20 protein-coding genes, 1 tRNA gene and 4 pseudogenes are annotated in these 22,593 nt (G+C 50.0%); 12 read left to right on the forward strand and 13 right to left on the reverse strand.

All coding sequences use genetic code 11. The annotated features are described in order from the left end of the window. Nucleotides 1-861 precede the first annotated feature (861 nt). Nucleotides 862-1,311, forward strand: a complete 450-nt coding sequence (locus ACIDITHRIX25_RS86765; RefSeq protein ID WP_052604705.1) for a DUF3293 domain-containing protein — start codon at nucleotides 862-864, stop codon at nucleotides 1,309-1,311. Between the two features lie 122 nt (nucleotides 1,312-1,433). Next, nucleotides 1,434-1,874, forward strand: coding sequence for a hypothetical protein (locus ACIDITHRIX25_RS86770; RefSeq protein ID WP_052604704.1), 441 nt, complete (start codon nucleotides 1,434-1,436; stop codon nucleotides 1,872-1,874). Between the two features lie 71 nt (nucleotides 1,875-1,945). Here the strand turns inward: ACIDITHRIX25_RS86770 and ACIDITHRIX25_RS86775 are convergent, their stop codons facing one another. Then, the gene (locus tag ACIDITHRIX25_RS86775; protein ID WP_502756204.1) at nucleotides 1,946-2,203 is read right to left on the reverse strand and encodes an IS3 family transposase; all 258 of its coding nucleotides are present in this window, start codon (nucleotides 2,201-2,203) and stop codon (nucleotides 1,946-1,948) included. Next, nucleotides 2,136-2,327: pseudogene (locus ACIDITHRIX25_RS86780) on the reverse strand (transposase); the annotation flags it as partial. The pseudogene ACIDITHRIX25_RS86780 and the gene ACIDITHRIX25_RS86775, both read right to left, overlap by 68 nt. 273 nt (nucleotides 2,328-2,600) lie before the next feature. On the opposite strand from ACIDITHRIX25_RS86780, the gene ACIDITHRIX25_RS86785 reads away from it, so the two are divergent. Next, on the forward strand, nucleotides 2,601-4,040 hold the full coding sequence (locus tag ACIDITHRIX25_RS86785) for a methyl-accepting chemotaxis protein (RefSeq protein WP_201732177.1): 1,440 nt from the start codon (nucleotides 2,601-2,603) through the stop codon (nucleotides 4,038-4,040). A 298-nt stretch (nucleotides 4,041-4,338) separates the two neighbouring features. Here the strand turns inward: ACIDITHRIX25_RS86785 and ACIDITHRIX25_RS86790 are convergent, their stop codons facing one another. Further along, nucleotides 4,339-5,364 carry an IS630 family transposase gene (locus tag ACIDITHRIX25_RS86790; protein ID WP_201732178.1) on the reverse strand — a complete coding sequence of 342 codons (1,026 nt, stop codon included), beginning with the start codon at nucleotides 5,362-5,364 and terminating at the stop codon, nucleotides 4,339-4,341. A gap of 311 nt (nucleotides 5,365-5,675) precedes the next feature. Here ACIDITHRIX25_RS86790 and ACIDITHRIX25_RS86795 point away from each other — a divergent pair. From ACIDITHRIX25_RS86795 to ACIDITHRIX25_RS86805, 3 genes and pseudogenes are all read left to right on the forward strand, one after another. Next, nucleotides 5,676-6,608: pseudogene (locus ACIDITHRIX25_RS86795) on the forward strand (IS1595 family transposase). Between the two features lie 248 nt (nucleotides 6,609-6,856). Continuing rightward, the gene (locus ACIDITHRIX25_RS86800; RefSeq protein WP_201732179.1) at nucleotides 6,857-7,732 is read left to right on the forward strand and encodes a mechanosensitive ion channel family protein; all 876 of its coding nucleotides are present in this window, start codon (nucleotides 6,857-6,859) and stop codon (nucleotides 7,730-7,732) included. Between the two features lie 2 nt (nucleotides 7,733-7,734). Then, a pseudogene (locus ACIDITHRIX25_RS86805) lies at nucleotides 7,735-7,854 on the forward strand (Rv3103c transmembrane domain-containing protein); the annotation flags it as partial. A 35-nt stretch (nucleotides 7,855-7,889) separates the two neighbouring features. On the opposite strand, the gene ACIDITHRIX25_RS86810 reads toward ACIDITHRIX25_RS86805, so the two are convergent. The 3 genes from ACIDITHRIX25_RS86810 to ACIDITHRIX25_RS86820 form a co-directional block, all read right to left on the reverse strand. Next, a complete protein-coding gene (locus ACIDITHRIX25_RS86810) occupies nucleotides 7,890-8,033 on the reverse strand; it encodes a hypothetical protein (RefSeq protein WP_160291729.1) in 144 nt (47 codons plus the stop codon). A 721-nt stretch (nucleotides 8,034-8,754) separates the two neighbouring features. Continuing rightward, nucleotides 8,755-9,555, reverse strand: coding sequence for a Cof-type HAD-IIB family hydrolase (locus tag ACIDITHRIX25_RS86815; protein WP_052604698.1), 801 nt, complete (start codon nucleotides 9,553-9,555; stop codon nucleotides 8,755-8,757). 96 nt (nucleotides 9,556-9,651) lie between these two features. Beyond that, entirely contained in the window at nucleotides 9,652-10,149 is a 498-nt protein-coding gene (locus tag ACIDITHRIX25_RS86820; RefSeq protein WP_052604697.1) for a hypothetical protein, read from the reverse strand. A 204-nt stretch (nucleotides 10,150-10,353) separates the two neighbouring features. Between ACIDITHRIX25_RS86820 and ACIDITHRIX25_RS86825 the strand changes: the two genes are divergently transcribed. From ACIDITHRIX25_RS86825 to ACIDITHRIX25_RS86835, 3 genes are all read left to right on the forward strand, one after another. Then, entirely contained in the window at nucleotides 10,354-11,202 is an 849-nt protein-coding gene (locus tag ACIDITHRIX25_RS86825; protein WP_052604696.1) for an oxygenase MpaB family protein, read from the forward strand. Nucleotides 11,203-11,402: 200 nt separating this feature from the next. After that, on the forward strand, nucleotides 11,403-12,035 hold the full coding sequence (locus tag ACIDITHRIX25_RS86830; RefSeq protein ID WP_249685672.1) for an inositol monophosphatase family protein: 633 nt from the start codon (nucleotides 11,403-11,405) through the stop codon (nucleotides 12,033-12,035). 64 nt (nucleotides 12,036-12,099) lie between these two features. Further along, nucleotides 12,100-12,176 (forward strand) — tRNA-Val (locus ACIDITHRIX25_RS86835). On the opposite strand, the gene ACIDITHRIX25_RS86840 is transcribed toward ACIDITHRIX25_RS86835, so the two are convergent. From ACIDITHRIX25_RS86840 to ACIDITHRIX25_RS86870, 7 genes are all read right to left on the reverse strand, one after another. Continuing rightward, complete coding sequence (locus tag ACIDITHRIX25_RS86840; protein WP_201732180.1) at nucleotides 12,139-13,998, reverse strand: recombinase family protein; 1,860 nt, start codon at nucleotides 13,996-13,998, stop codon at nucleotides 12,139-12,141. The two genes, ACIDITHRIX25_RS86835 and ACIDITHRIX25_RS86840, sit on opposite strands and share 38 nt — an antisense overlap. Next, on the reverse strand, nucleotides 13,995-14,840 hold the full coding sequence (locus ACIDITHRIX25_RS86845) for a replication-relaxation family protein (protein WP_201732181.1): 846 nt from the start codon (nucleotides 14,838-14,840) through the stop codon (nucleotides 13,995-13,997). Before ACIDITHRIX25_RS86845 ends, ACIDITHRIX25_RS86840 begins: the two co-directional genes overlap by 4 nt. A 154-nt stretch (nucleotides 14,841-14,994) precedes the next feature. Then, nucleotides 14,995-17,178 (reverse strand): type IV secretory system conjugative DNA transfer family protein, encoded by a 2,184-nt coding sequence (locus ACIDITHRIX25_RS86850; RefSeq protein ID WP_201732182.1) that lies wholly within the window; start codon nucleotides 17,176-17,178, stop codon nucleotides 14,995-14,997. Between the two features lie 173 nt (nucleotides 17,179-17,351). Next, nucleotides 17,352-17,600, reverse strand: coding sequence for a hypothetical protein (locus tag ACIDITHRIX25_RS86855; protein WP_201732183.1), 249 nt, complete (start codon nucleotides 17,598-17,600; stop codon nucleotides 17,352-17,354). Next, the gene (locus ACIDITHRIX25_RS86860) at nucleotides 17,600-18,205 is read right to left on the reverse strand and encodes an MT-A70 family methyltransferase (protein ID WP_201732184.1); all 606 of its coding nucleotides are present in this window, start codon (nucleotides 18,203-18,205) and stop codon (nucleotides 17,600-17,602) included. The genes ACIDITHRIX25_RS86855 and ACIDITHRIX25_RS86860 overlap by 1 nt, the downstream gene beginning before the upstream one ends. A 194-nt stretch (nucleotides 18,206-18,399) precedes the next feature. After that, entirely contained in the window at nucleotides 18,400-18,636 is a 237-nt protein-coding gene (locus ACIDITHRIX25_RS86865; protein WP_201732185.1) for a hypothetical protein, read from the reverse strand. After that, nucleotides 18,636-18,965 carry a hypothetical protein gene (locus ACIDITHRIX25_RS86870; protein ID WP_201732186.1) on the reverse strand — a complete coding sequence of 110 codons (330 nt, stop codon included), beginning with the start codon at nucleotides 18,963-18,965 and terminating at the stop codon, nucleotides 18,636-18,638. The genes ACIDITHRIX25_RS86865 and ACIDITHRIX25_RS86870 overlap by 1 nt, the downstream gene beginning before the upstream one ends. 226 nt (nucleotides 18,966-19,191) lie before the next feature. Here ACIDITHRIX25_RS86870 and ACIDITHRIX25_RS86875 point away from each other — a divergent pair, with 226 nt between their 5' ends. The 3 genes and pseudogenes from ACIDITHRIX25_RS86875 to ACIDITHRIX25_RS86885 all read left to right on the forward strand — a co-directional run. Then, nucleotides 19,192-20,160 carry a hypothetical protein gene (locus tag ACIDITHRIX25_RS86875; RefSeq protein WP_201732187.1) on the forward strand — a complete coding sequence of 323 codons (969 nt, stop codon included), beginning with the start codon at nucleotides 19,192-19,194 and terminating at the stop codon, nucleotides 20,158-20,160. Between the two features lie 308 nt (nucleotides 20,161-20,468). Next, complete coding sequence (locus tag ACIDITHRIX25_RS86880; RefSeq protein ID WP_201732188.1) at nucleotides 20,469-21,368, forward strand: restriction endonuclease; 900 nt, start codon at nucleotides 20,469-20,471, stop codon at nucleotides 21,366-21,368. Further along, nucleotides 21,365-22,300 (forward strand): annotated as a pseudogene (locus tag ACIDITHRIX25_RS86885) (type I restriction-modification system subunit M); the annotation flags it as partial. The gene ACIDITHRIX25_RS86880 and the pseudogene ACIDITHRIX25_RS86885, both read left to right, overlap by 4 nt. Between the last annotated feature and the right edge of the window lie 293 nt (nucleotides 22,301-22,593).

Raw genomic sequence — 22,593 nt, forward strand, 5'->3', positions numbered from 1 at the left:
TGCCAATCTTGGAGAGAGCGAAGTTTGCATTGAGCGAAGTTTCTTTTCATAATTAGAGCCGTACCACGGTTGAATTGGAGTCTAAGCTATTTAAAGATAAGCCGCTACCGCAGTTACTTTAGCCAATGCCCCTCGCAAAGACTCGGCTTCGCCATCGCCCTCTGAGAAGTTGATGCAAACTGCCAAGACGCTATTTGACGATATAGAGCACCAGCAACGCGATCAAGGCAATAGTAGAAGAGCGATAGAACAGGACTTCTCGCACTTTCGCGCATATAAATCTCCGCTACTATCTTAAATCTTTGGCCACCATTGAGAATATTAGTGTTTATTGCATTTGCGATTCGCCTATTTTTGCATTCGCTATTTGATTTGGGCAGGAGAGTATCGGTTTTTTTTTGATCGGATCTATTTTTGAGATAAGAGATGCGGCGCTTTTTTCTGATTGGCGTTGTTCAAATTCGAATGGTATCGATTGGTGCAATTGGTAAGCTGCATAGTTTTTCTCAACTTCAATAATCGTACCTTCTATTCGTTCACGCTATCGTGAAGCGAAATTCGAAGAAGTTTTATCCCTAGCTCCAAATAAATATTTTACAAGCTTTTTTAGGTTGCTGGCTGGAGAATAAACGCCTTTTTGCCTAGTCGGGGTCTGTCTATAATATCTTGGTTTTATTCCAGGTCTACTTAGAAGTGCCACTCGGTGGTTATGTTCCTAAGTGGTGTTATTGCTAGGCGGATACGCTAATAATTATCTCCAAGTCTCGAGATCGACTGGATAGGATTTAGAAGGGGAGTGTTCACTCACAGAAACCAACGAAACTGCTGTTTTGCCCTTCGTGGGGTTTATCTTGAATTGATATGGTTGAAGTTAGTGATGAGATCTGGGAGCTCTGGAGCGAGGTCTCTCTGGAGGTTTTTATTGGTAGAGATTCCTATCTACTTTGTGATGGCAAATTACTCGCTGATTCCTATCGCAAGTTTGTCGAGACTGCCTCGGTATATGCATCTGAATTACCTTTTTTTATCTTGACAGCCTGGAATCCAAATGCGCAGAGGTTGTCAAGCCGTACTAACCACGCAAGACAGGCACGCCTCTTATTGGAGTTAAGTAACCAGAAAGTCAAATTTTGGCCCAGTCGAGGTTGGAGCAGTGGCTGGAGCGAGAGTGGCACTGCATTTTTTGCAAAAGGCTTCGATTTGGTTGATCGCCTGGCTCGAGACTTTGGACAGGCTGGTTACTACTATATCTTCGACGATCACCTATGGCTTGTTGATGTATCAAGGTCACGACCGGCTCTTGCACTTTGATTTTAGGTCGACCGTTAGAAGAATTATATGCGTTTGTTTTTTTATGCGGGATAAGTAATTGATGAAAAGGCTTAACTAATTTTTCTTTGTGGTCGACTTATTATGGCGTGAGGGATAGGGAATTGACAGAAAAGGTGACTCTTGAGATAACTCTGCGAAGGGTTGCAGAAAATCTCTGGCTTGCCTCCTTGTTGGATGACCCCGATCTGTCTTCCTTGGCTACGGATCCAGTTTCTGCTCAATGGGAGCTACGCTCGGTAGTTGCTTTATCTATGGGTCTGGAACCGTTGTGTATTGAATTTAGACGAAATTATACGACAAAGCCGGTCAATGATGGCCCTACTTTTTCCGCGACAAGAGTCGATATCCTTAGGCTTGAAGACAGTAGTACTGCGGACTACGATTCAATCGCCGCCGCCCTTAGAAGATCTCATAGTGATGCGTTGAAACTTGCAAGGGAAGCTCTTCGAAAGCTCGTTATAGAGGATTCGTTGACGTTAGCAGAGGCAGCTGCGGCCGTTGGAATTACGCCTATCCAGGCAGCGGCCCTGGTGGAGAATTGAATTTAGAGTTTCGTCAAGTAGATGCGAATTTCTGGAATTACTCACCAAACGCGACACGGAACTCCGCTTATCTATGCAGCTTTCACCATAGCTGACTTTTCAAAATCAATTGGCGAAATGTCACCAATACTTGAATGTCTCCTCTTCCGGTTGTACCATTGGATCCAGTCGAAGATCTCTATTCTTGCCTCCTCTCTGGTGCCGAAGACTGTTTGATATACGAGCTCTTTCTTCAATGAGGTTCGGTGTAGTCTCACCGGAAGCCTTCTTTGCTCTCCGAACGTTGTAGACCCGATTATTAAGAGTTGCCTCCGGGATACCCAACTCATTAGCCACCTGCTTAATGGATCGATTTCCAATCTCTACAAGTTTGACTGCGTCACTTTTGAAATCCGAGTCAAACTTTCTACGAGGCGTTGCCTCTTTTGGATGCAATTCTCCCATGACTACCATTCTCCTTTGATTTAGGGAGAGTCGTGTCGCGTATCGTGAGAAGGTTCATTCCTTGGCGTGGGATTCGTTCATACACCTTAGTTTCAGGATGTTGATTTTGGTTTTTTTAGGATAAGAATGGCAAACCGAGGAGGTCAGTGGTTACTTGCTTTACATTTCAATTGTGAGCTAAAGTTTTTTGAATAGTTTGATAACAAAACTAAATGAAAGCCCTGATGCGCCGATACAAGATTCTATGACAGGTTGGGTCTTTGAGGCGGTTTCGAAATGCGGATGTTGACCAGAGGTATGCATAAGGCGACGACGAGTCGCTCCAACTTCGGTACTTTCAACGTTGAAAGTACGGAAGTTGTAGTGGCGCGAATGGTCGCTTCGGCTTCAAGCCTTGGAATCGATGTTGTGGACATCTGGGGAATGCTAGATAGTCTCGCAACAAAGCTTGAAGAACAGGCCAAGTATTTTCAAGAGATGGGTGGTGTCGCTAGGGATGTTGTTTCATCCAATGAAAAAGTTGCTCAACTTGCTCAATCTACCCAAGTGGTCGCTCAAGATGTCGATAGTCTCCTAGAGTCTTCTAGAGGCACCGTGGGAAGCTCGTTGTCTGAGATTCGGACGTTGGCTTCATGGGTATCTAGCACTAGTGATGAACTCGTAGAGCTCGGTGTGGAGCTTCAGTCGGTCGCAGGAGTTGCTTCTCAAATCGATAAGATCGCCCAACAGACCCACATCTTGGCCCTTAATGCCAGGATTGAAGCAGTACGCTCTGGCAAGCATGGAACCTCATTTGCTGTTATTGCTAATTCCATCAGAGACTTAGCAGATCAAACAATTTCAATGGCTGCTTCGATAGGCGACAAATTGGCCGGTTTGACAGATCGGGTTGGAAGCCTCGAAGCTAGTGCCCAAAAGGCCCGCCAAGGGGCCAGCGCGACTGAAGCTGGGACTAACCAGATAGCTGAAGTCATCTCAGGTGTTTCAGTGGCAGTCGCCAAGGTGGATGGAGATGTCTCAGAGATGGCAAACGCGGCACAAGAATCTAGCGGCCAGATGACTTCATTCAATAACTCCTTGGCCATGCTAATTGAAGGGGTGGATTCAAGTTCTAAGGAACTTGGTCTGGCTAAGACGAAGAGTTCAGACCTTTTGGACTCCGTCGAAGTGCTGTTGCAGACGGCCAATACCTCGGATGTGGAGACGATCGATACCTCCTTTATCAACTTGGCGATCAACACGGCCGCGGAGTTCTCGCGTCTCTTGGAGAATGCGCTCTCAAGCGGAAAGATTAGCGAATCTGAACTATTTGATTCAGATTACGTTCCTGTGTCTGGAAGCAACCCTATCCAACACTTAACCAAGTTTGTTCGTCTGAGCGATGAACTTTTTGTCTCGGCCCAGGAGAAGGCTCTTGAGATGGATGAGCGGGTAGTTTTTTGTGTGGCAGTTGATCGAAATGGATATTTACCTACCCATAATCTAAAGTTCTCCAAGCCCCAAGGACCTGATCCGATTTGGAATGCTGCCAATTGCAGAAATCGACGAATTTTTGCGGATCGAACTGGACTTGCTGCGGGAAGAAATCAAGAGCATGTTCTATTGCAGACTTACCGACGAGATATGGGTGGTGGAAAGTACGCCCTTATGAAGGATGTCTCATCTCCTATTTGGGTAAATGGAGCCCACTGGGGCGGAGTTCGGGTTGCCTATCTAGCATAACGCTTTGATGCTAGATAGGTTTGGCCCTGAACGATCGAGCCGATGGCTCGCGCTACTAGCCCTTAGTCGTAGCATCGATGAGTTTGTTGATCGTTGCACTCGAAAGCTGACTGCGCTAATCTGTTTAGATTTGTTTTCATCCTACTAATTCGGTGGGTCTGGGTCATTTCATGAACGCCTTATATAGCACTAGAGTCACTTAACTTATCCGGATTGGAATCATTGGATTGTTCGAATCTGCATCCCTTTGGGTCCCTTTGGCTAGATTTTATTTCACGTATCGGTGGAACTATAGAGCTCACACTCTGACTTGCTCCTTGAAATCAAGCAAAGAGTATGGGAATGTCGTCGTGTTGAGATAGTCGACTAATTCCTTTGTGACTGGTTCAATCTTGGGAATGAAGCGATTGTGGGTTACAGCAGAGCGCCCTTGCTTCCAAACGTGTTCCTGGGGATTGAGTTGCGGAGAATACGGAGGGAAATGGACTGCTTCGATGTGATGCTCCCTAATTGCCTCTTGAGCGACGCTCCCTCTGTGCCATCCTGCCCCATCCCATATAAGCAGAATCTTCTCTCTTGGGTAGATCTTGCGGATCGCCAGCAGTATGGCCGCTGTTTCATGCATAGTCTGGCGCTCTGTTGCAAATGCATGCTCCTTGCCTGTCTTGAGGTTCAAAAACCCATAGATGCTCCGGTTCATTCTGGTTCCATTGGTCTCAATTACAGCTGGTGTGGTTCCTTTCGGTATCCACACTTTCTGAGTAGTTGTCGCCTGAGTGAGAACCATCTCGTCTTCACAGAGAATCACCGTATCTGGATCAGAGAATGCCTCTTTCAGACGTTCTTGCTGCTCGTCTTTCCATTCAGCTACCGCTTGTGGATCAGCCTTCTCGTACTGTTTGCCCGGCAGATGGAAGCTGAACTTACTTTCCCGAAACAGAACGTAATAGCTAGTCCTAGAGGCATAGAGAACACCGTATCTGCGCTTGAGTACTGTAGCCAGGATCCGTGTTGACCAAAACGGGGAACTGCTATAGCCGTGGTCATTGGGAGTTGTAGTCGTGAGCATGATTGCCACTTCATCTCTTTGAGACTTTGAGAGAAGTACCGGAGCGTTGTTATGGCGCTTGTCCTTGAATGCCTCAGTGCCAACGCTGCGGAATGACCGTCGAATTCGCTGTACATGCTTGACAGAGAGGCCTGTCCTGTTGAGGGGACTCCCATCTTCAAGGGTGAGAACTGCCAGCGCCCGCTTATATTCGTCGATGTTTTCAGTCTTCGCCATGAATGCTTCAATAGTGGCGAGTTCCTCGGGTGTAAGCATGTCATGAGAAGATTAACACACCTTACAAGAAATTAAAAGGGCTCATTGGAGCATTTCAGAGTGTTATGCGAATAAATGGTTTAGCATCGCTCGGGTGTGGGCGGATTTAGATGTCTTCGCTGGTGATGGTTTTGGTACACTTCGGGACTGGGTCATCTTTAAATCATACTTATCAAGTTTCGTAAGTTTCGCCTTCACCGAGACCAGATTGGAGCTAATCCTTAGTAGAACAGATGTTCTACTAAGGTGGCATGGTGGATCTCTCAGGCTTTATGGTACGCTTCGCTTCAAAGTAAGCATGTGAAGATCATTTGATCAAATTGCTATTGCTGTGAGGGATTTAGATGCTCAAAGTGTAACTTCGATCAATTTACTTTAGTAAGGCCAAATCATTTCAAGAAATGCAGCGTCTCGAGCTCCACTTTTTCAATGTAAATCTTGTCGACGTCAAACTAGCGTTACCTCCAGAACCATCTTCCATCGAAGCCATATCTCTTTATCCAAGTGGTTCTCCGCTATCTATCTATTGTCCAACGACAAGCGTGGTCTTTCGGCTACTACCCCCTAGCCATCAGAGCCCCTGCTAAATTCGTTCAAGTATCTTATTCGACTGGCTGGTTGATGCTAAATAAGCTACCTAAGGCAATGGCTGAGCGTAATGGCTGAGCGTAATGGCTGAGCGAGATGGTTTATATAAACTTGGAGGAAACGCCTGAGTAGATGAGTTCTTTTTAGGTGGTGAGAGCCATGGCGAAGGCTAAAGAGGAAAGGGAACAAAACTAACCAATGTTCTAATTGGAGTGTCGATTAGCAATAGTGCTCCTACTCATTGCTTCATGGAAGTAATCAAAGATACCACTGCTAAATCACCCAAAGATGTTTTTGTGAGACGTTTAGATTCCGACACCAAGCTGATAAGTGATGGTAACCCAAGTTACGGGGTATGTGCTGAAAGACCTTGGACTAGCGCACGGGTTCACTCTATCCAAAGACGAACAAGCACATGTAACATTCAAATGGCTCAAGATCCTAAATTGGGAACTGCAAGAAATTTATCGACGGAACATACCACGGACGTGAGGAACATAAGCAACTTATGCCTCGAGGAATTCGCATACCGATTCAACCCAAGGCACTTTGAAATGTCATTGGTCGAGCGACTTCTCAATACATGTGTGTTTGCGTCTCCACATCCGCTACTCCGCGAATCTGACTCCAAAATGGCTCTTGCTTACGAAACTTGATAAGTATGCTTTAAATTTTCGAGTAATGGCCCCTTAAAGTGGTTTTATCAAGTTGTTTGGCCAGACATCGCAAGAAAAGTATCAACTCGGGTAGTTGACCATTTGGCCAGTTGGCGAGTTGGGGATGCGTACATTTAAGCGGGAGCCAGAGTTCATTGGCGTAATTTGAAACAGCGGCGCCTCCATGGGGTAGTTTTTTTGACAATAGTCGATGTGATTTGGCTATTGTGTAAGAGGTGCACATAAATGTGAGCGGTATTACAGAGGCAATCGGTATCTGGGTGCGAGACGTTGGACTCGTGGTTGCTCTGATGGTTATCGGTTCTGTTTTGGCTGCAAGATCGGTGCACTTTGTTGGTACTAAGGTTTCAAGCTATCTAAAGCGAGTGGCGTCGCAACAGATTAGAGATGAGTTCGTCCTCTCTGAGAGAAATAAGTACGTCTCTGCTGTCGTCCAAGCCGTTGATTGGGCAGCAGTAGCGATCATTTACAGTGTCTCTCTGATTCTGGTTCTGATTCAGCTTCGAGTTCCGATCACTTCGCTTGTGGCTCCTGCAACCGTTATTGGAGTTGCGCTTGGATTTGGAGCCCAGACGGTCGTTCAGGACCTCCTGGCGGGCTTTTTCATCTTTGCTGAGCGGCAATATGGAGTGGGGGATATTATTCGTATATCGGCTCCGGGGGTCTTAGCTGGAATTACGGGAACCGTAGAAGAGGTGACTCTTAGGATTACGCGAATTCGAAACCTTTCGGGAGAGCAGATCATCTTGCCAAATTCGGAGATAAGGCAAGTAGTCAACTTATCGCGAGAATGGTCTCAGGTCGTAGTTGATTTTCCAATTCGCCAAGACGTAGATCTTGCGATGGTTCGACGCGAGTTGGAGAATTTAGCAACTTCGATTACTCAAGATCCTCGTTGGGTCAATGTATTGGTAGGCCCGTTGGTTGTAACGGGAATCGAGACGATATCTCCAGGAATGGTTACGATTAGGATTTTGGGCCGAACTTTGCCAGCACAACAATGGGAAGTTGGTCGAGAGATAAGGATGCGCGGTATTACATTGTTGGGTCAATCAGGTGCGCTCTTTAACCCTGATTCAGTAAATTATAACTTCGGGCCGTGACTATGAGCCATGAGATCTCAAATCAAAGCACTGATGTGAAGTTTCGACGATTTCATCGGCCGCGCCGATCGACAGTTATATTGTCTGTGCTTTTTTTTGCATTATTGGGGATTTACCTGGACCTAAGGCCACAGCCAAAAGCTGAGCCTGTTCCAATTTATGCAGTCGTTCCAACTACTACTACAACTATTGCACATCCGCTTGAAACGACGGTTGCTCCGAAGGCTTCCACCACCACCACTACTACCACAACTTCGTCAACTACAACTTCCACCACTACCACAGTTTTAGGTGGATCCACAACGACCACTGGATCTCACGGGTCGACCTCAACCTCAACCTCAACCTCTACAACTGTGTTTGGAACTACTTCAACCTCAATCCCAAGCAATAGCTCGACCTCGACACCAAGCACCTCCACCACTTTGGCATCTTGAAGCTACGTTGATGAAAATGAGCAATGTTAGGTCTGATGCATCATTCAGCATGGTTCGCGGTGAGTTTTCACCAAGAAAAATTAATCGCGAACCATGCGGAATAGCAGTTTCCAAAGTGTGTTTACAGACCTATTCAGCACGAACGGAACATTGCTCATTACCAGTATGTGGTGCGGTTTGGATTGAATCAGTGATTCTCTACAAATTGTGTGTAAGCGGACTTTTGGTAGATCTATACAAACTTGTCGTACGCTTTAGGCGCCGAGTAGGTTTTCAATCTCTGTTGCCCAGGAAAGTTTTTTCACACGGGCCCTAGAGGTGGCTTTTGTATTGCACCCTATTGGTGAAATCAATGGATGGATGGTTTTTCACAATTGATTGCGACCTCAACCTTGACAGTATTCATGCAAACCTGAAGGTCGCGGACACTCCGAGAATAACGAGGCGGGCAGAAATCTTAGTGGCTACTAGCTTTGGCCATCGTGGATACGTGTTTTGAAATTCAATGGAAGTTAGAGTTCGATTTGTTTCCGCGCGAATAAGGTCTCTTGTAGAATCCGTGCGCTAGTTTTTGTATATCATGACTCAATTTTGTGCAATTATCTTTTCGATCTCGAGCGCCAATTGCGAAAATCCAGAGTCATCGTGATGTGGAACGACGCGATCAGTAATTGAGAATAAGTCCGGATGAGCGCTTTGTAGGGTAAATGGATAGCCAACAAGATTTAGCATGTCCAGATCGTTTCTTTGGTCTCCTATGGCAGCTACTTGAGACGGAGAGATACCAATTATTTCACACACAATGGTAACTCCGTGTGCTTTTGTTATTCCGTGTGCAGCAAATTCAATCCAATCAGGTCCCGATATCGTTACGTCGACAAATTGGCTTAGCATTGGCGCTAGGTGATCTCGAAGCTCTTCGGAGCTTTTTCCTGGGACTCTGCCGATCACTTTTGTCATGCCCTGATCGACCTTGGTCAGTAGGTCTTTTGTTGTTGGAATGATCAAATCGGGAATGGGTCTTTTGAAGAAATTTGCCTCGGCGAAGAAGTCGTCAACGTATTCTCCAGCCAGGATTACAGCTTCAAATTCATCCCTAAGGATTGAAATTATTGATTTGGATACCTTTTGACTAATCGGATCATGGCGCAGTAGGGTCTTCGACTGCAAATCGTATACGATCGCCCCATTTGCACAAATGGCATAGGGGCCAAGGCCAGCTGTCTTTGATATCTTGCTAGCCGAACGCGGGGATCGAGCGGTCGCTGCTATCGTTGGTATGCCCATTTTATTGATCGCAGCGATTGCGTCAATATTTTGTCTGCTTACTTTTCCGTTTGCGTCAAGTAGAGTTCCATCTAGGTCGGTTGCTAGTAATTTGATCAATTGTTTAGATCTCCACTTCGGAATTTATCAATTCATTACGGTAGACACTCAAGAGATGCAATCGGACCATTCCTTATGAATTGTGATCTGGCGCAACTATCCAGCACTATTTGAGTTCTGTGGAATGGACGCCTGCTCGAAGACTCCAGAACCGTTAATATTTCCTGCATTACCATTAGCGCATTCGGCGGTTAGTGCAGATTGTAGATTTGTGATCTTCACCCTATTCGTCTCCGAAAGTGTTGCCTCTAGGGGCTGCCAGTCACCATTTGATCCTGCGGCAATCGCAGCATAGGGTAGTGCTCGACGGAGGAGTCCCAACGCATTTTGATTCTTTTGGGGTGTAATTGGTGCTTTGAGCTCTAGGAGTGCTTGATTGACCAGTTGGCATGCCTTCGTCCCGTTGGTACCAGCCGACGAACCACAGCTTGACAACAGTGGTGCGCACGCGAAAGAGACTAAGGCTGGGAGAAATATGTGAGCTTTCAATGAGGTGAGACCGTGCTTGGGGGCATCATTATATGGCTTTGGCCCACCGAAGTAGCCTCGAAGCCGTTTGAAGATATCGTCGCTTTTGGCTCTATTAGTACTCACTTGCTATAGCTTAGATGTCTTGGTTCGATAAATAAGGGGTTTCGATCTTCTGTGGTACGCACATTTAGGTTCGAAATGGTGGATGATTGCGTGTATCTTCGATAGAGTTCTAGGATTGAAGCCGTTGACAACTTTCCCGAAGTGCCATTGATCTTTCCGATTTGGTCGTTCTGGTGGTGGCTCTGAGATGTTACAAGGCGGGCTATGGACAGATATTCAATTTCGAAAAGTGACTCCCTGGGAATTATGGGCCCTGAAAGTATTTCATGGAGGATCCATGCAGACCCCACTTCGTTTATCGGAGGTATAAGGGCGCTGCTTGTTCAAGCTCTGTCTATCCCATCAATGGCGGCCGTAGCTGGATATTCCAACTACAGAAGTGATCCATGGGGACGTTTGGCGCGTACATCAAACTTTGTAATGACAACGACCTTTGGAAGTAAATCTCAAGCTTGGGATGAAATTGAAGGTGTCAAGGCTATACATCGGCGAGTAGTTGGTGTAGATCCTGAAAGTGGAATCTCATATCGCGCAGATGATCCGATATTACTTGCATTTATCCACAACTGTTTTGTGGATTCAATGTTGACTAGCTATTGTTTTTTTGTTCATGAATTATCCTTTGAGGAAAAAAATCTTTATCTACAAGAGCAATCCGTCATTGCTTTCGGCCTTGGCGCATCACCATCTAAGGTGGTGTTGAATGTTTCGGACCTTGGCGATGCTATAGCGAATGCTCCATATATCGGTATTTCAAATGGTGCGCGTCAGGCGTTTGACGATCTTGTGAAGCCTCAGTTTCCAGATGGCGCGGGAGTACTTTCGGTACTGTGGCCGCTGATAGCGGATTCTGCGCTGGATCTATTGCCGGCTTTTGCGAAGGAGCACTATGGGATAAATCGATCTCAGGTGGTATCGATCTTGCGAAGAAAGGTGGTTTGGGCACTCGGAATTTTTCTTCGACTCTATCTACCTGGGCATCCGATGTATCGACAGGCTAAGTTGCAGTGGTACGATGACCTCCGCTCGGCTCGGCGATCCCCTGCTCGCTAACTGCAATTGTAGTATTTAGACTTATATAGGCAAGTGATTAAGACGAGGATGAGATTATCAATTATTCAAGGTTTATAGAAGAATGCAATGACCTTACGACTTCGGTTCGAAATCTCATACACGGTGGGGAACTTGAGTGGGGTCCAACCGATGATATCCCAGGTCAACATAAAGGCGACGTTGAAGTTGACGACCTTTGCATAGATTTCTTTGTCAAACGAGGATTCAACGTCTTCTCAGAAGAGTCGGGATTTACCAAATCATTTTCAAGTGACTCAGCTCTAACCGTCGTACTTGATCCTGTTGATGGCTCCACCAATGCATCGCGGGGGATTCCGTTTTCTGCAATCTCTTGCGCCCTAATACGAGGCGATGAGCTCTTGGGCGGATATGTTGGGGAGCTTACCAACGGTTCAACCTATTGGTCATTGCGAGGTGAGGGAGCATATTGGAACGGGAATCAAATCCATGTGCAAGCCAGAGAGAGATCGCTATCTAAATCAGTCGTCGCTGTCAACGGATATCCACCTCGTCATCTTGGCTGGGGTCAATTTCGGGCATTTGGGTCTGCAGCCCTTGAGCTTTGTATGGTGGCGTCGTCGCAGCTTGACGCGTTTGTCGATTTTTCCTATAGTGGACTCGCAACATGGGATTACTTGGCAGGTGTGGCGATTATCGAAGAGGCAGGCGCGTTTGCAAAAGTGATAGATCCGCAAAGGTTGTTGAGGGGAGATTTCTTTGGCGGGCGTCGTCATATCATGGCGGCCGCTGATGAAAGTTTGGCTGGGATCATTTGCGATAGTTTGCCAAAGATGAAGATATCCCAGCCTTGAACGATTTATCGTTGAACTAGGTTGAAACTTAGACATAAGTGGCTAGAGTTTAATGAGTCCTTTCGGGCGTTTAGCTCAGTTGGTTAGAGCAGCTGATTTACACTCAGCAGGTCGGGGGTTCGAGTCCCTTAGCGCCCACCATTAACGCGTTACTCAAACAATTGACCTGGCGAACTGCTGGGTTATGGAGCCCGCTGGAAGATTTGCCAGCGGGCTTCTTGTTTGCCGGGGATATCCGCCTCGTTGCGTCCGCATTCTTGAGCTCGTCACCAAACAGGGTGTCGAATGGTGGCTTCAACTCCGCTTCGAGTCGAACTTCGCCGGGCGTATCGTCAACTTCAAACACGAAAACCTTTTCGAAGAACGCCTGGTTGAACAACTTCTTGATGTGGTCCGGAGCATTCTCATAGGCGGCACCGCAATCAACCGTTAGATCAAGAGCCTGCTTTAAGTTGACTTCGACAATCTCGAATTCGGTACGAATCGCCGAGAGTTCTGCGATGACCTTCTGCAGTGCCCTACCAATACGCTCTTGCTCGCTTCCCAACAGGTCTACTGGGATTGCCCCGGCGTAGTGAGCCTCCATTAACTTCTGACGCTGTCGTTCCAATTTTTCTTGCTCGCGTTTGAGTTCGCGCTTTTTCTCTTCGATTTGGGCACGTGAACTTACGAACTCCTCTCGGATCATCGCTTCCACGCGACCTCTGAACTCTGTATCAAGTTGAATGTGTTGATAGTGCTGCTCTAGCTTGGTCTCGACTTCGTAGATGAGCGCCGCTCGTTGCGTACAGGTGGTCCGCTTCGAGTGTCGCCCGGCGCAGTAGAAGTAGGGATAGGTCATTCCACTGGCCGATTTGGCACGCTGTACCATCAATCGCTCACCGCATTGTCCGCAGTAAACAGTACTTTTGAGGAAGTGAGGGTGCTTTCGCGTTCGCTCACCGTTGTTGTGCGAAGTGAGAATGTCTTGAACACGCTGCCATGTGACTTCGTCAACGAGCGTCTCGTGTCGTCCCTGGTAGAGCGCCCCTTGGAATTTGGTAAGTCCCTTGAAGTAGGGATTGGTAAGGACTTTGTGTAGTAAGCCTTCAGTGATGGGCCTGGAGGGAAGTTTCTGCGTTGGCGTTGTAGTGAGTCCGCGTTGATTGAGGTGCTCCGCTAGTGCTGCGACGGTCCAACTACCGGTGGCGTAGAGCTCGAACGCCTGTTTAATTAGCGGCGCACGCTCTTGGTCAATGACGACCGTACGAACTTCGCGTCCTTCTGAGTCAACAGATCGGTGGTTTCGGTATCCGAGTGGCGCTCGACCAACAGTTCCTCCCGACCGGGCCTTCTGGGACATTCCTTTCATAACCTCAGCGGCGAGGTTCCTCGAGTAGAACTCGGCAATGCTCGACATAATGCCATGTAGGAGCATTCCTGAGGGCGTCTCGTCGATTGACTCGGTGGTTGATACGAGACGCACGTTCGATGCGTCAAGAGCCTTAGTGATCTCCACGTCATCTGCTCGGTTGCGGGCGAGGCGGTCAAGTTTGTGGACAATTACGTAGTCCACTTCGTGATCAGCCAGATATTCGAGCATCCGTTGGAGCTCGGGTCGATTGGCGGAACGAGCTGATGCACCTCGATCCACGAACTCCTTGATAACGATTGCCCCCAGACTGGCGGCTCGACGCTTATTTGCGTCGCGTTGAGCTGGAATTGAGAAGCCCTCGTCGTCACCGCCACCTCGACGAGCTTGATCTCGGGTCGACACGCGTAAGTAGCTGACGGCGACTTTTGGGGCGAGTGCTTGAGCAAACATGTCAAGCGGATTGGTTGTCGGTGTGGCAGTAGCGGGGTACATAGGCGACTTTCCTCCAGTTACGTTCACTTCATTAACGCTCTGTTGGGGAGAAAAGTCCAGTGTTTGCTGCGCTGGAATTCCAACCAACGTCGGTCGGTCGCTAGGAATGTCACTCATAATTCGTCACCCTCCTTGCAATCATCGCGCGCCTTTTTATATTCCGTCGCCCCAAGAGAGACCAGTTTGGCCAATTCCTGGGACATGACGACGGTGAAAAGTCGGTGATCGATTAACGATTCATTCGCTAAGCGCTGTCGGAGTTGCTCTCTTCGTCGATTATTTGGTACCACCCAGACGACGGCTGGAAAGAGACCGTGCTCGTTTTGCTCCTTACCTGTGCGAAGGTACTCGTGATATTGCAGACACTTCTTCACGACTCGACCGGGCGGTTCGGTCGCGCGGTCTACCTCGATGAACCAGTGATCCTCAAACTCTCCCGTCAGCGTGATCGCGGCGAGATCTGGCTTAAGCCACTTCTGTTCGCCTGCGAACCCGAGATAATTGCGCCAACTCTCTGGTTCGAGTTGGACCCGTTTCAGAACGACCTCACCGCCTTGAGATGTCTCTTGCAGAGTGATGACGACTTCAGCGATCGCCAACGTGTGATCGAGGAACGTGATTCCAGGTTCGAACGTACGCAACCGTGCGCCACTCGGCACGCCATGGCGGATGCAAAGAGCTCTGTTGGCGAGGTCCGTGATCTGCCAGACGAAGCCGCCCGAGCCTGCCCTGACGCCCCCAATGCGGCGCTCGAGGCTGACCAACAGGCCAAGTTCGCGAAGCCGCGCAAGGGCGTGGTTTGCAGTTCTCGGAATGAGACCAGCGGGGTCGGAGAGACCAAAGTGCTGACGCGCTAGTTGTCGAGTGGTCAGGTATTTAAACCCTCTCACGGTCGAGAGAATTTGCCAGTCCCGATCGCTCAAACGCTGGGCGAGCTCGCCATATTGAGAAGCACTCATGATCGACTCCCGACCTGGCTGGGCGCACCCTCGAGGGACTGATTGAGCTGAGAATCCAGCAGAGTCTCGTCCCGGCAAGAGGATTGGACCCCGAAGGTTGGCACCATTCGCAATCTTTGAGCCGTCTCGAACTGACGATCGATCTGAAGGGTGGTCATGGTTGATCTCCCTTCACGGGTCGTCGACCAATTTGCTCATTGGGATCATCGTGCTGCTCGGCGTCGGTCTTAATGCCGATCTGTCGGAGCGCCTCCACCTCCACTTCATGGGCGTCTTGTCCATACAAGTTTGCCGAGCGTACCCGCAGGGACACTGGTTCACGTGTCGCGGCCTCTGGTGGGAGTGTGCGTCCCGAGAACCAGCCCGTTGAGAAGCCGTCCTGCACCAGGTTCGTATAAATGGCGAATCGAGGCAGGTAGATGAAATCTCTCGCTTCGAGTTCCGGTGCCTGTTTGGCGACCTCTGCAGCATCCTCGGCGTTAAGACCAAAGACGATTTTGTTACGCGCATTGGCGTCAACTCCCGAGCGAAGCCCTACGGGAAGTTGTCGTCGATACTGGTGGGCGATCGTGAAGCTGACACCCAGACTTCGAGCCTGGCTCAGAGCGTCCTCGAGGTCAGTCGGCAGTGCGAGGTAGTCCTGGACCTCGTCGATGAAGACGTTGACAATTCGCCGTCGTTCGGGCGGTAGAGCCGCTCTAGCTAGCACTAGCGGCCAGAGTTGGCCCACAATGAGTGAACCGAGCAGACGAGCGCTTTCCGTGCCAATTTGGCCCCGGTTGAGCGACACCAGCACAATCTTTCGCTTAGTAAAGAGGTCGAGGAGATCAAAACTCGGTTGTGCTTGACCGAGTACGGCACGAAGTTGAGGTCGCAACAAGAACTGACGTAGGCGGGTCATGGTGGGCGCAATGACCTGAGCCCGCTGCTGGGGGCTCATTGCCTCGTATCCCGCCCAGAAACTACTGAGACCAAAATGGTCATTGATGTTGCGGATCAGTTTCCTTCGGAAGTGGTCGTTAGTCAGAAGTGCAGGCAACATAGTCAGCGTTGCCCCCTCGTACTGAGTCAGGGTGAGAAGGGAACTCATGAACACGTCCTCGGTGCGGGGTCCCCACGCATCACCGCTGAGCTCTTTGAATACTGCGAGCAGCGAATCGGCCGTCAGGGCCGCGCGCCGACCATTGTTTCGCAGGGGGTTTAGTCCTACTGGTCGTGAATCCGTGGGGTCGATGACGACCACGTCATCAGCCCGGTCATCGGGAATGCGGGCCAGGACGTCGTTAACGAGGTCGGTTTTGGGATCAATGACGAGCACACCCCGGCCAGAGCGGATCGCGTCCATGATGAGCGCCAACATTGCGGTCGACTTACCAGACGATGTCGGCCCGAGCAGCCAAGTGTGCTGCAGGGAGTCGCTCCCACCGATTCCAAACTGAATGTCGATTCCCGGTGCGGTGGTTTCGGCGAAAGGGCTCCTTGATTCCACAAGTCGTTCGGGTGGTGCGATGAGCCTCGGATGCGTTGGCGGGTGCCCCGGCAGTGGCATTTCGCCCGTAGAGTCCAGGGGCCAGCCCATGAGAAGCACCATCTCTCTTGACGAGAGTTGCAGGGGCCAGCGCCACGGCAGTGAGGCGTGAAGAACATGAGGCTCGTTGTCGCCAAGGAGACTGATGCGCACTCCAGCGGCCTGGGCTACTCGGAGTCCATTTAAAACTCCAGATATAAGCGAACGAGCGCGTCCCTTCGACTCGGCAGTTGATCCGATTCGAATAGTTGCCTTACAGCCGTGAAGGGTTGCCCGATGCTTCATACTGGCGCGCGTCTCGGAGTTCGCCGGTCGAGTCCCGTGTATCAGTAAATCGAACCAGTGTTGGGTCGGGTCGAGCGTGTCGCTGGTCACGAATCGCGGGGAAAGCCGAGTACCCAGAACAATTTGTAGGACGACGGTCTCGTCTTTCATAGTCGCCATTGCTAGTCCGGCCAGGACGGCTCGAGTAGTTGCCGTGACCCGATCTATATTCAAGGACAGTGTTGGATGCGAAACTTTGAGGCGACCGGCAAACGCGACTCGTGGGCGGGCCAACGGTTGGGGCTCACTCAAGCGAGTGCCTGGAACAAGCGAAGCGGCCAACGACTCGAACTCTCGTAAGTGGTGAGCGTGAACGCCAACGAAGTACCTAACCTGACCCTTCGATACTCGTGCTTCAAGCGCCACAGAGCCGAGTTGTCGATCCGCAGCAATGCGATCGAGCAGTTCTAGTGCTAGGTCTGGGGTCAACGGTCGTGGCCACCAGATTTGTCGCCATCGCCAGGCTGGATTACTGCGGCGACCCATCGCTGGCCTCCTTTTCTAGTGCTTCACTGTCGACGCGGAATTTCGCTCGGTGGATTGCCAGAGCCAGAAACGCGCGTCCGAGATCGCGTGGATTGGGTTTGCTGTGAGGAACAGTTACTATCCGGAAGTCCTTCGATGTTGCCGGTCGTCCGCGACCCCTATTGGTGGGGCGCCTACTCATGATGCTCCCCCCAACGAATTGGGAATGCAGTTACCAACGCGTTCGGTCGCGCCAGTAAAGCAGCACGGTCACCGTGGCGATCAGCGCCATTATGGCGAGCAGGATGACCACGAGTATCACCCAGATTCGACTGATAATTTCGACGCAGATCGACAGGAGGACGGCGGTTCCAAGTAGGACGAGCGCTCCACGCCATGCGCGACTGAGTAGGGAGTTCGGCGAGTTGTTCGACATCGATCATCACAACTCCTTCTGCCGGCGGGCAGCTCGTTTATCTGGATTCTTCGGTACGGGGTAACCCGGTATTTCTATGTCGGAGGCGACTTGATTTCCCCATACGTCCCAACCGGGTTGGCGTCGACGGGCGAAGAGTTCAAGTTTCGGCCCTCCACCAGAGACTCGTTCGATGACCGGGTATTGCTCTTCGGGCTTGTGAGAGTGATCTTGCAGGGGCGCGAACATCCACGTTGGCTGGCTCTTGAACTTGACCGGGGCCTTACCCCTTGTGCCAAGAATTAGATGCTCGGTAGCGTTTCGCAGGTAGACACCCAGGGTGAAGCGCGGCTTGATCCAGGTCAGGGGAGAGCGTGGAGTGAAGCCCCACGTTTCCATTACGTCGTAGCCCTCTCGAAGGGTTGCGTTCGTGACCCAAAGCCACAGGTGTGCGTTGTCGGTAGCAAGATCCGCGATTGGCATGGCCTTGATATGTTCGAGCGTCATCAGGTCGTAATGGCGCTCCGCTCCGTAGGCACCCTTTTGTTGAACGTCCCATGGTGGGTCCGCCAGGATGACCGAGTACTTCTTCTCGGTGGATGAGTTGTGTGATGTTGTGTGATTCGATTTCATATGTATTTCTCCTTTCGATGAGGCGAGCAGCTCTGATATGCCGTTCTGCCTTTAGTTATCCGCCGAATAGACCCGGATTGGAAGGGGTCGACGTGTGATATTGGTTACCGACCTGAACACCTATATTCGGATCACCTTCGGTTATCAGCGCCCTTCTGTGGCCCCAGTTCGGTTGTATCAGCCGATGTTGTTGGTTAGACAACAAAGTCATCTGAACCACCCGTGCGACGTTGATACTGCCGCGTCGTGTCCCTCATCGCGCCGAGGGTCTGCACCGTCAGGTACTCCAGCCGTGAGTCGATATCAATGCGTTGCGCTAGTGCTTCGTACTTTCGATCAGTCCGACGACGCAAGACCGCTCCGATTGCTATTCCCAGGCCTGTGACACAAAGGGAAGCAATCGCAATAATCAGGGCAGCCATTGTCATCATCAGTTACGACGCATCTCACGCCGGAGGTCCGCCAGTAATTCCGAACATCCGAGGAGATGATCGTCGGCCAGAAAATTGAGCCGAACCGACGCTTCGGGAGCCAATTGCTCCAGCTCCCTTTGGACCCTGGCGATTCGGACGATCTGTTGCATCGCTGATCCAGTCGCCATCGTCAGGCCATCAAGTTTCGTAACTGCAACGTCCGTTGATCCATCGACCCTGGCGATCCTGACTTCGGTGCTGGCTCTATTCCGACTGATGGACCGAAACGCATGCCTGGACTCACGCGTTACGATTCCTCCGCCGATGAAAGGTGTCAGTTCACTCATGATGCCACTGCCTTAGTCTTGATATTCTCCATCTGTCTTTTCCTCCATGTTCTTAGGTGGTTGTGGTTTTTGATTCTCTGTAAGTGATCCGTTGCTACGGGTCGCTTACGCTTTGCTTCTCGAACTCCTTGGGAATTTCTGAAGCTCGAAACTCGAGAATATGAAGGAAAATGTCGCGTGAATGGAACAACCACTTAAGTTGGATGAAAGTTGGAAGTAGGCAAAGGTGGACGCACTGGAATCACCATTTAGCACCAACTGGAGCGAGAGCGAACCGCTCCGCCGTGACCTGCTTTTGATGCTCAAGCGCGAAGGATTCACACCGCCAAGAGTTGCAAAGGCCTTAGCATTGCGGCAGGCTCTCGGTGGTGAAGATGAACCATTTAACGTGCTGCGAGAGCGTCTGATTTCAGCGATCGAATCTCTTCATGACCCTGAACCCGAGATGCTGCTCGACGCTTTCGCGCTGTCACCAACTTCGAGCAATATTGATGGGCTACCGGAGCGTTACATCCACTACGGTCAGAAGGCAAATCTCAAGATCGACGCCGTTCGCAAGAAGGTCGCGTCCGCAATCGAGAACCTCCGCAATCAACTAACAACAGGTTGGTATCCGAAGTCTCCATTGCCATTTCATGTCCCAGAGTCGCACAACGGAATCGTCAATGAGTTCGTTCAGGTCCAGACCATCGTGAAGGGTCAGAAGTGGCAAGAGACTCGCGAGCACTATCGCTTTGTAGCTGCTTTCGATAAGGCAGACTACCTAGGCATCAGTAGCGCCCAAGAAGGACAAATCGAGACAGTGGGTGACTTCTCCTCAGAGCGAAGACGTGTGGATGATCACTTCGAAGATCGTTTTTACTTCAAGGAACCGATGCGACGAGGCCAGGCCTACGATCTCAAGTTTCGCCGATTGCCCGAACCGGACTTTGATGATCCGAACGTTCTCGTCGGTGAATGGCGAGGCTTCCATGAACCCACTCGACTTGCCATCTTCGAGGTGGCATTTCTTGGTCGATGTCCTGATCGGGTTTGGCAATTTTCAGGTCTGACTCACCTGCAAGCTCCCGGCGAGCCAACCAAGCACCAGATTCTGAGTCTCTCTCAGAACGGATCCACGAGGGCACGTTTTCATGATCTCTACGGCGGCCTGTTCAGCGGAATCGCGTGGGAGTGGAATAACGACACGCTGTAGCGACGCGCCAATTTAGCCATTGAGAAATATACTTTGACGAGGTATAATGCGAGTATTGAGACTTAGCCCCACCTGCCTCTACTAATTGCGTCGAGGTTGAACGTCTCGCGAGTTCAGGCTACGAACCTACGATCGATCTCAATGTTGTAGTTGCATCGTGTGTCATGAATACAAGGTGACAATTAGGAAGAGGAAGACATAGTGACAGAAATGGCAAATAGAAATCGACAAATTGCGGTACAAAGTAACCGCTTGTTTTCTATTGCCACACAGATATTTCGGATTAATCGATCCTCGCAGGTGGCGTCATGACAAGCGAGATGCCCACTTGGGACCGATACATGGTTCCAGTACTTGAAAGTCTTTCTGACGGTAATGTCCGGGGACGTCGAGAACTCTACGACCTGGTTGCAAATGCGATCAGCTTGACTGACGAGCAGCGCGCTGAGACTCTCAACTCCGGCCAACTCAAGTTTGAAAATCGGATTGGTTGGGCAATCACCTATCTCGTCAAAGCAAAGGCGATATCGCGCCCATCCAGAGGTCACCACTCCATAACGGACCAAGGTCGTGAGCTCCTCCACGATCACCCGGTGAGACTTGTTGAATCAGATCTTCGAGCAATCGAGGGCTACAAGGATTCCTGGAAAAAGCAGTTGACCGATCCGGTTATGAACTCCGACCGTCAGGAACTTGATCCTTATGAACTTGTCGAAGAAGGAATAACTCGAATTAACGAAGAAGTCGCATCAGATTTGCTGGATCGACTGCATTCACAAGATCCCGCGTTCTTTGAGCAGGCTGTGGTAGATCTCGTTGTTGCCATGGGCTATGGGGGTGCTGATACAAGAGCGACGCGTACACAATTGTCGAATGACGGAGGAATAGATGGAATCATTGATCAAGACGTATTGGGTCTGAGTCGCGTTTACATTCAAGCAAAGAGATACGCATTGACCTCCTCAGTGCAACGTCCAGATATTCAATCCTTTGTCGGCGCGCTGCAGGGTCAACAGGCAAATCAGGGCGTCTTTATTACTACCGGGCGCTTCAGTTCCGGTGCAGTTGACTACGCCAAGAGCGTTCCTACGCGCGTCGTCTTAATTGATGGTTCGCGGCTCGCTGAACTAATGATTCGCTATCGAGTTGGTGTACAAGTGAAACAGACACTCCAGATCGTTGACGTTGATGAGGATTTCTTCGAATGAGCCCAACAACTAAAGAAGCCCAGCGAGCTGAGCTTCACAAGACCATCTGGCGAATTGCCAATGACCTTCGAGGAAGCGTTGACGGCTGGGATTTCAAGACCTACGTACTCGGAATGCTCTTCTATCGCTTCATCTCAGAAAACCTCACCGCTTACATCAATGCGGGTGAACGTAAGGCCGGGGAGCCAAACTTCAATTATGTGCAGCTCAGTGATGCAGACGCAGAGTTCGGTCGTCGCGAGACGGTGGCAGAGAAAGGCTTCTATATCCTCCCGAGTGAGTTGTTTGCGAATGTGCGCAAACGTGCCCCCAAGGATGAGAACCTCAACGAAACTTTAGAGAGAGTCTTCAAGAACATTGAGGGCTCTGCGGTTGGGGCCGATAGTGAAGATGACCTGAAGGGCCTATTTGACGATCTTGACGTTAATTCCGGCAAGCTCGGTGCCACAGTGGCTAAGCGGAACGAAAGGCTAGTGAAGCTTCTTGACGCGATCGGCGACTTGCCACTCGGTAACTTCGACGACCACACGATCGACCTTTTTGGCGATGCATATGAGTACCTCATGCAAATGTACGCCTCAAGCGCCGGGAAGTCAGGTGGTGAGTTTTATACGCCGCAGGAGGTCTCCGAACTATTGGCTCGGATCACCGTATTAGGAAAGACTGAAGTGAACAAGGTTTACGACCCGGCCTGTGGTTCCGGTTCTCTCCTGTTGAAGTTCGCGAAGGTACTAGGAAAGGAGAACGTACGACAGGGGTTCTTTGGGCAAGAGATCAACCTAACGACTTACAACCTTGCCCGTATCAACATGTTTCTGCACGACGTTAACTACGAAAGCTTTGACATAGCTCACGGCGACACTCTGATTGATCCCGCGCACTGGGACGATGAGCCATTCGAAGCGATTGTTTCCAATCCTCCTTTCCTTGTAATGTCACTGTGTTGTGATATGATGTGTTGCAGTGACGGAGGACTTAGAAAAGACGGACTGGCGGCTCTGCCGGGCGCAGCGCTCGACGTGGAGAGGGAGCTACAGCTCGTCGCTGCTTGACGAATGGGATAACCTCGAAGAGGTTGAACAGCGGCTAGGCATCATTCCCGGACTGCCGTTCCTGTTGCGATCGAAGGCGAAACGGTCTCTTAGGCAAGATTCACTTCTCAGGAACGTTTTCTCGTGGCGACTCAATCCAACCGATTCGACCCATGTCTGCTCGTCCTTGAAGT

The organism is Acidithrix sp. C25 (assembly GCF_904848545.2).

Bases quoted from the DNA above. Each gene is read 5' to 3' on its own strand.
- ACIDITHRIX25_RS86765 (WP_052604705.1), top strand. From the start codon at position 862: ATGGTTGAAGTTAGTGATGAGATCTGGGAGCTCTGGAGCGAGGTCTCT.
- ACIDITHRIX25_RS86775 (WP_502756204.1), bottom strand. From the start codon at position 2,203: ATGAGTTGGGTATCCCGGAGGCAACTCTTAATAATCGGGTCTACAACG.
- ACIDITHRIX25_RS86785 (WP_201732177.1), top strand. From the start codon at position 2,601: ATGTTGACCAGAGGTATGCATAAGGCGACGACGAGTCGCTCCAACTTC.
- ACIDITHRIX25_RS86790 (WP_201732178.1), bottom strand. From the start codon at position 5,364: ATGCTTACACCCGAGGAACTCGCCACTATTGAAGCATTCATGGCGAAG.
- ACIDITHRIX25_RS86825 (WP_052604696.1), top strand. From the start codon at position 10,354: ATGGACAGATATTCAATTTCGAAAAGTGACTCCCTGGGAATTATGGGC.
- ACIDITHRIX25_RS86840 (WP_201732180.1), bottom strand. From the start codon at position 13,998: ATGAGTGACATTCCTAGCGACCGACCGACGTTGGTTGGAATTCCAGCG.
- ACIDITHRIX25_RS86845 (WP_201732181.1), bottom strand. From the start codon at position 14,840: ATGAGTGCTTCTCAATATGGCGAGCTCGCCCAGCGTTTGAGCGATCGG.
- ACIDITHRIX25_RS86850 (WP_201732182.1), bottom strand. From the start codon at position 17,178: ATGGGTCGCCGCAGTAATCCAGCCTGGCGATGGCGACAAATCTGGTGG.
- ACIDITHRIX25_RS86855 (WP_201732183.1), bottom strand. From the start codon at position 17,600: ATGATCGATGTCGAACAACTCGCCGAACTCCCTACTCAGTCGCGCATG.
- ACIDITHRIX25_RS86860 (WP_201732184.1), bottom strand. From the start codon at position 18,205: ATGAAATCGAATCACACAACATCACACAACTCATCCACCGAGAAGAAG.
- ACIDITHRIX25_RS86865 (WP_201732185.1), bottom strand. From the start codon at position 18,636: ATGATGACAATGGCTGCCCTGATTATTGCGATTGCTTCCCTTTGTGTC.
- ACIDITHRIX25_RS86870 (WP_201732186.1), bottom strand. From the start codon at position 18,965: ATGAGTGAACTGACACCTTTCATCGGCGGAGGAATCGTAACGCGTGAG.
- ACIDITHRIX25_RS86880 (WP_201732188.1), top strand. From the start codon at position 20,469: ATGACAAGCGAGATGCCCACTTGGGACCGATACATGGTTCCAGTACTT.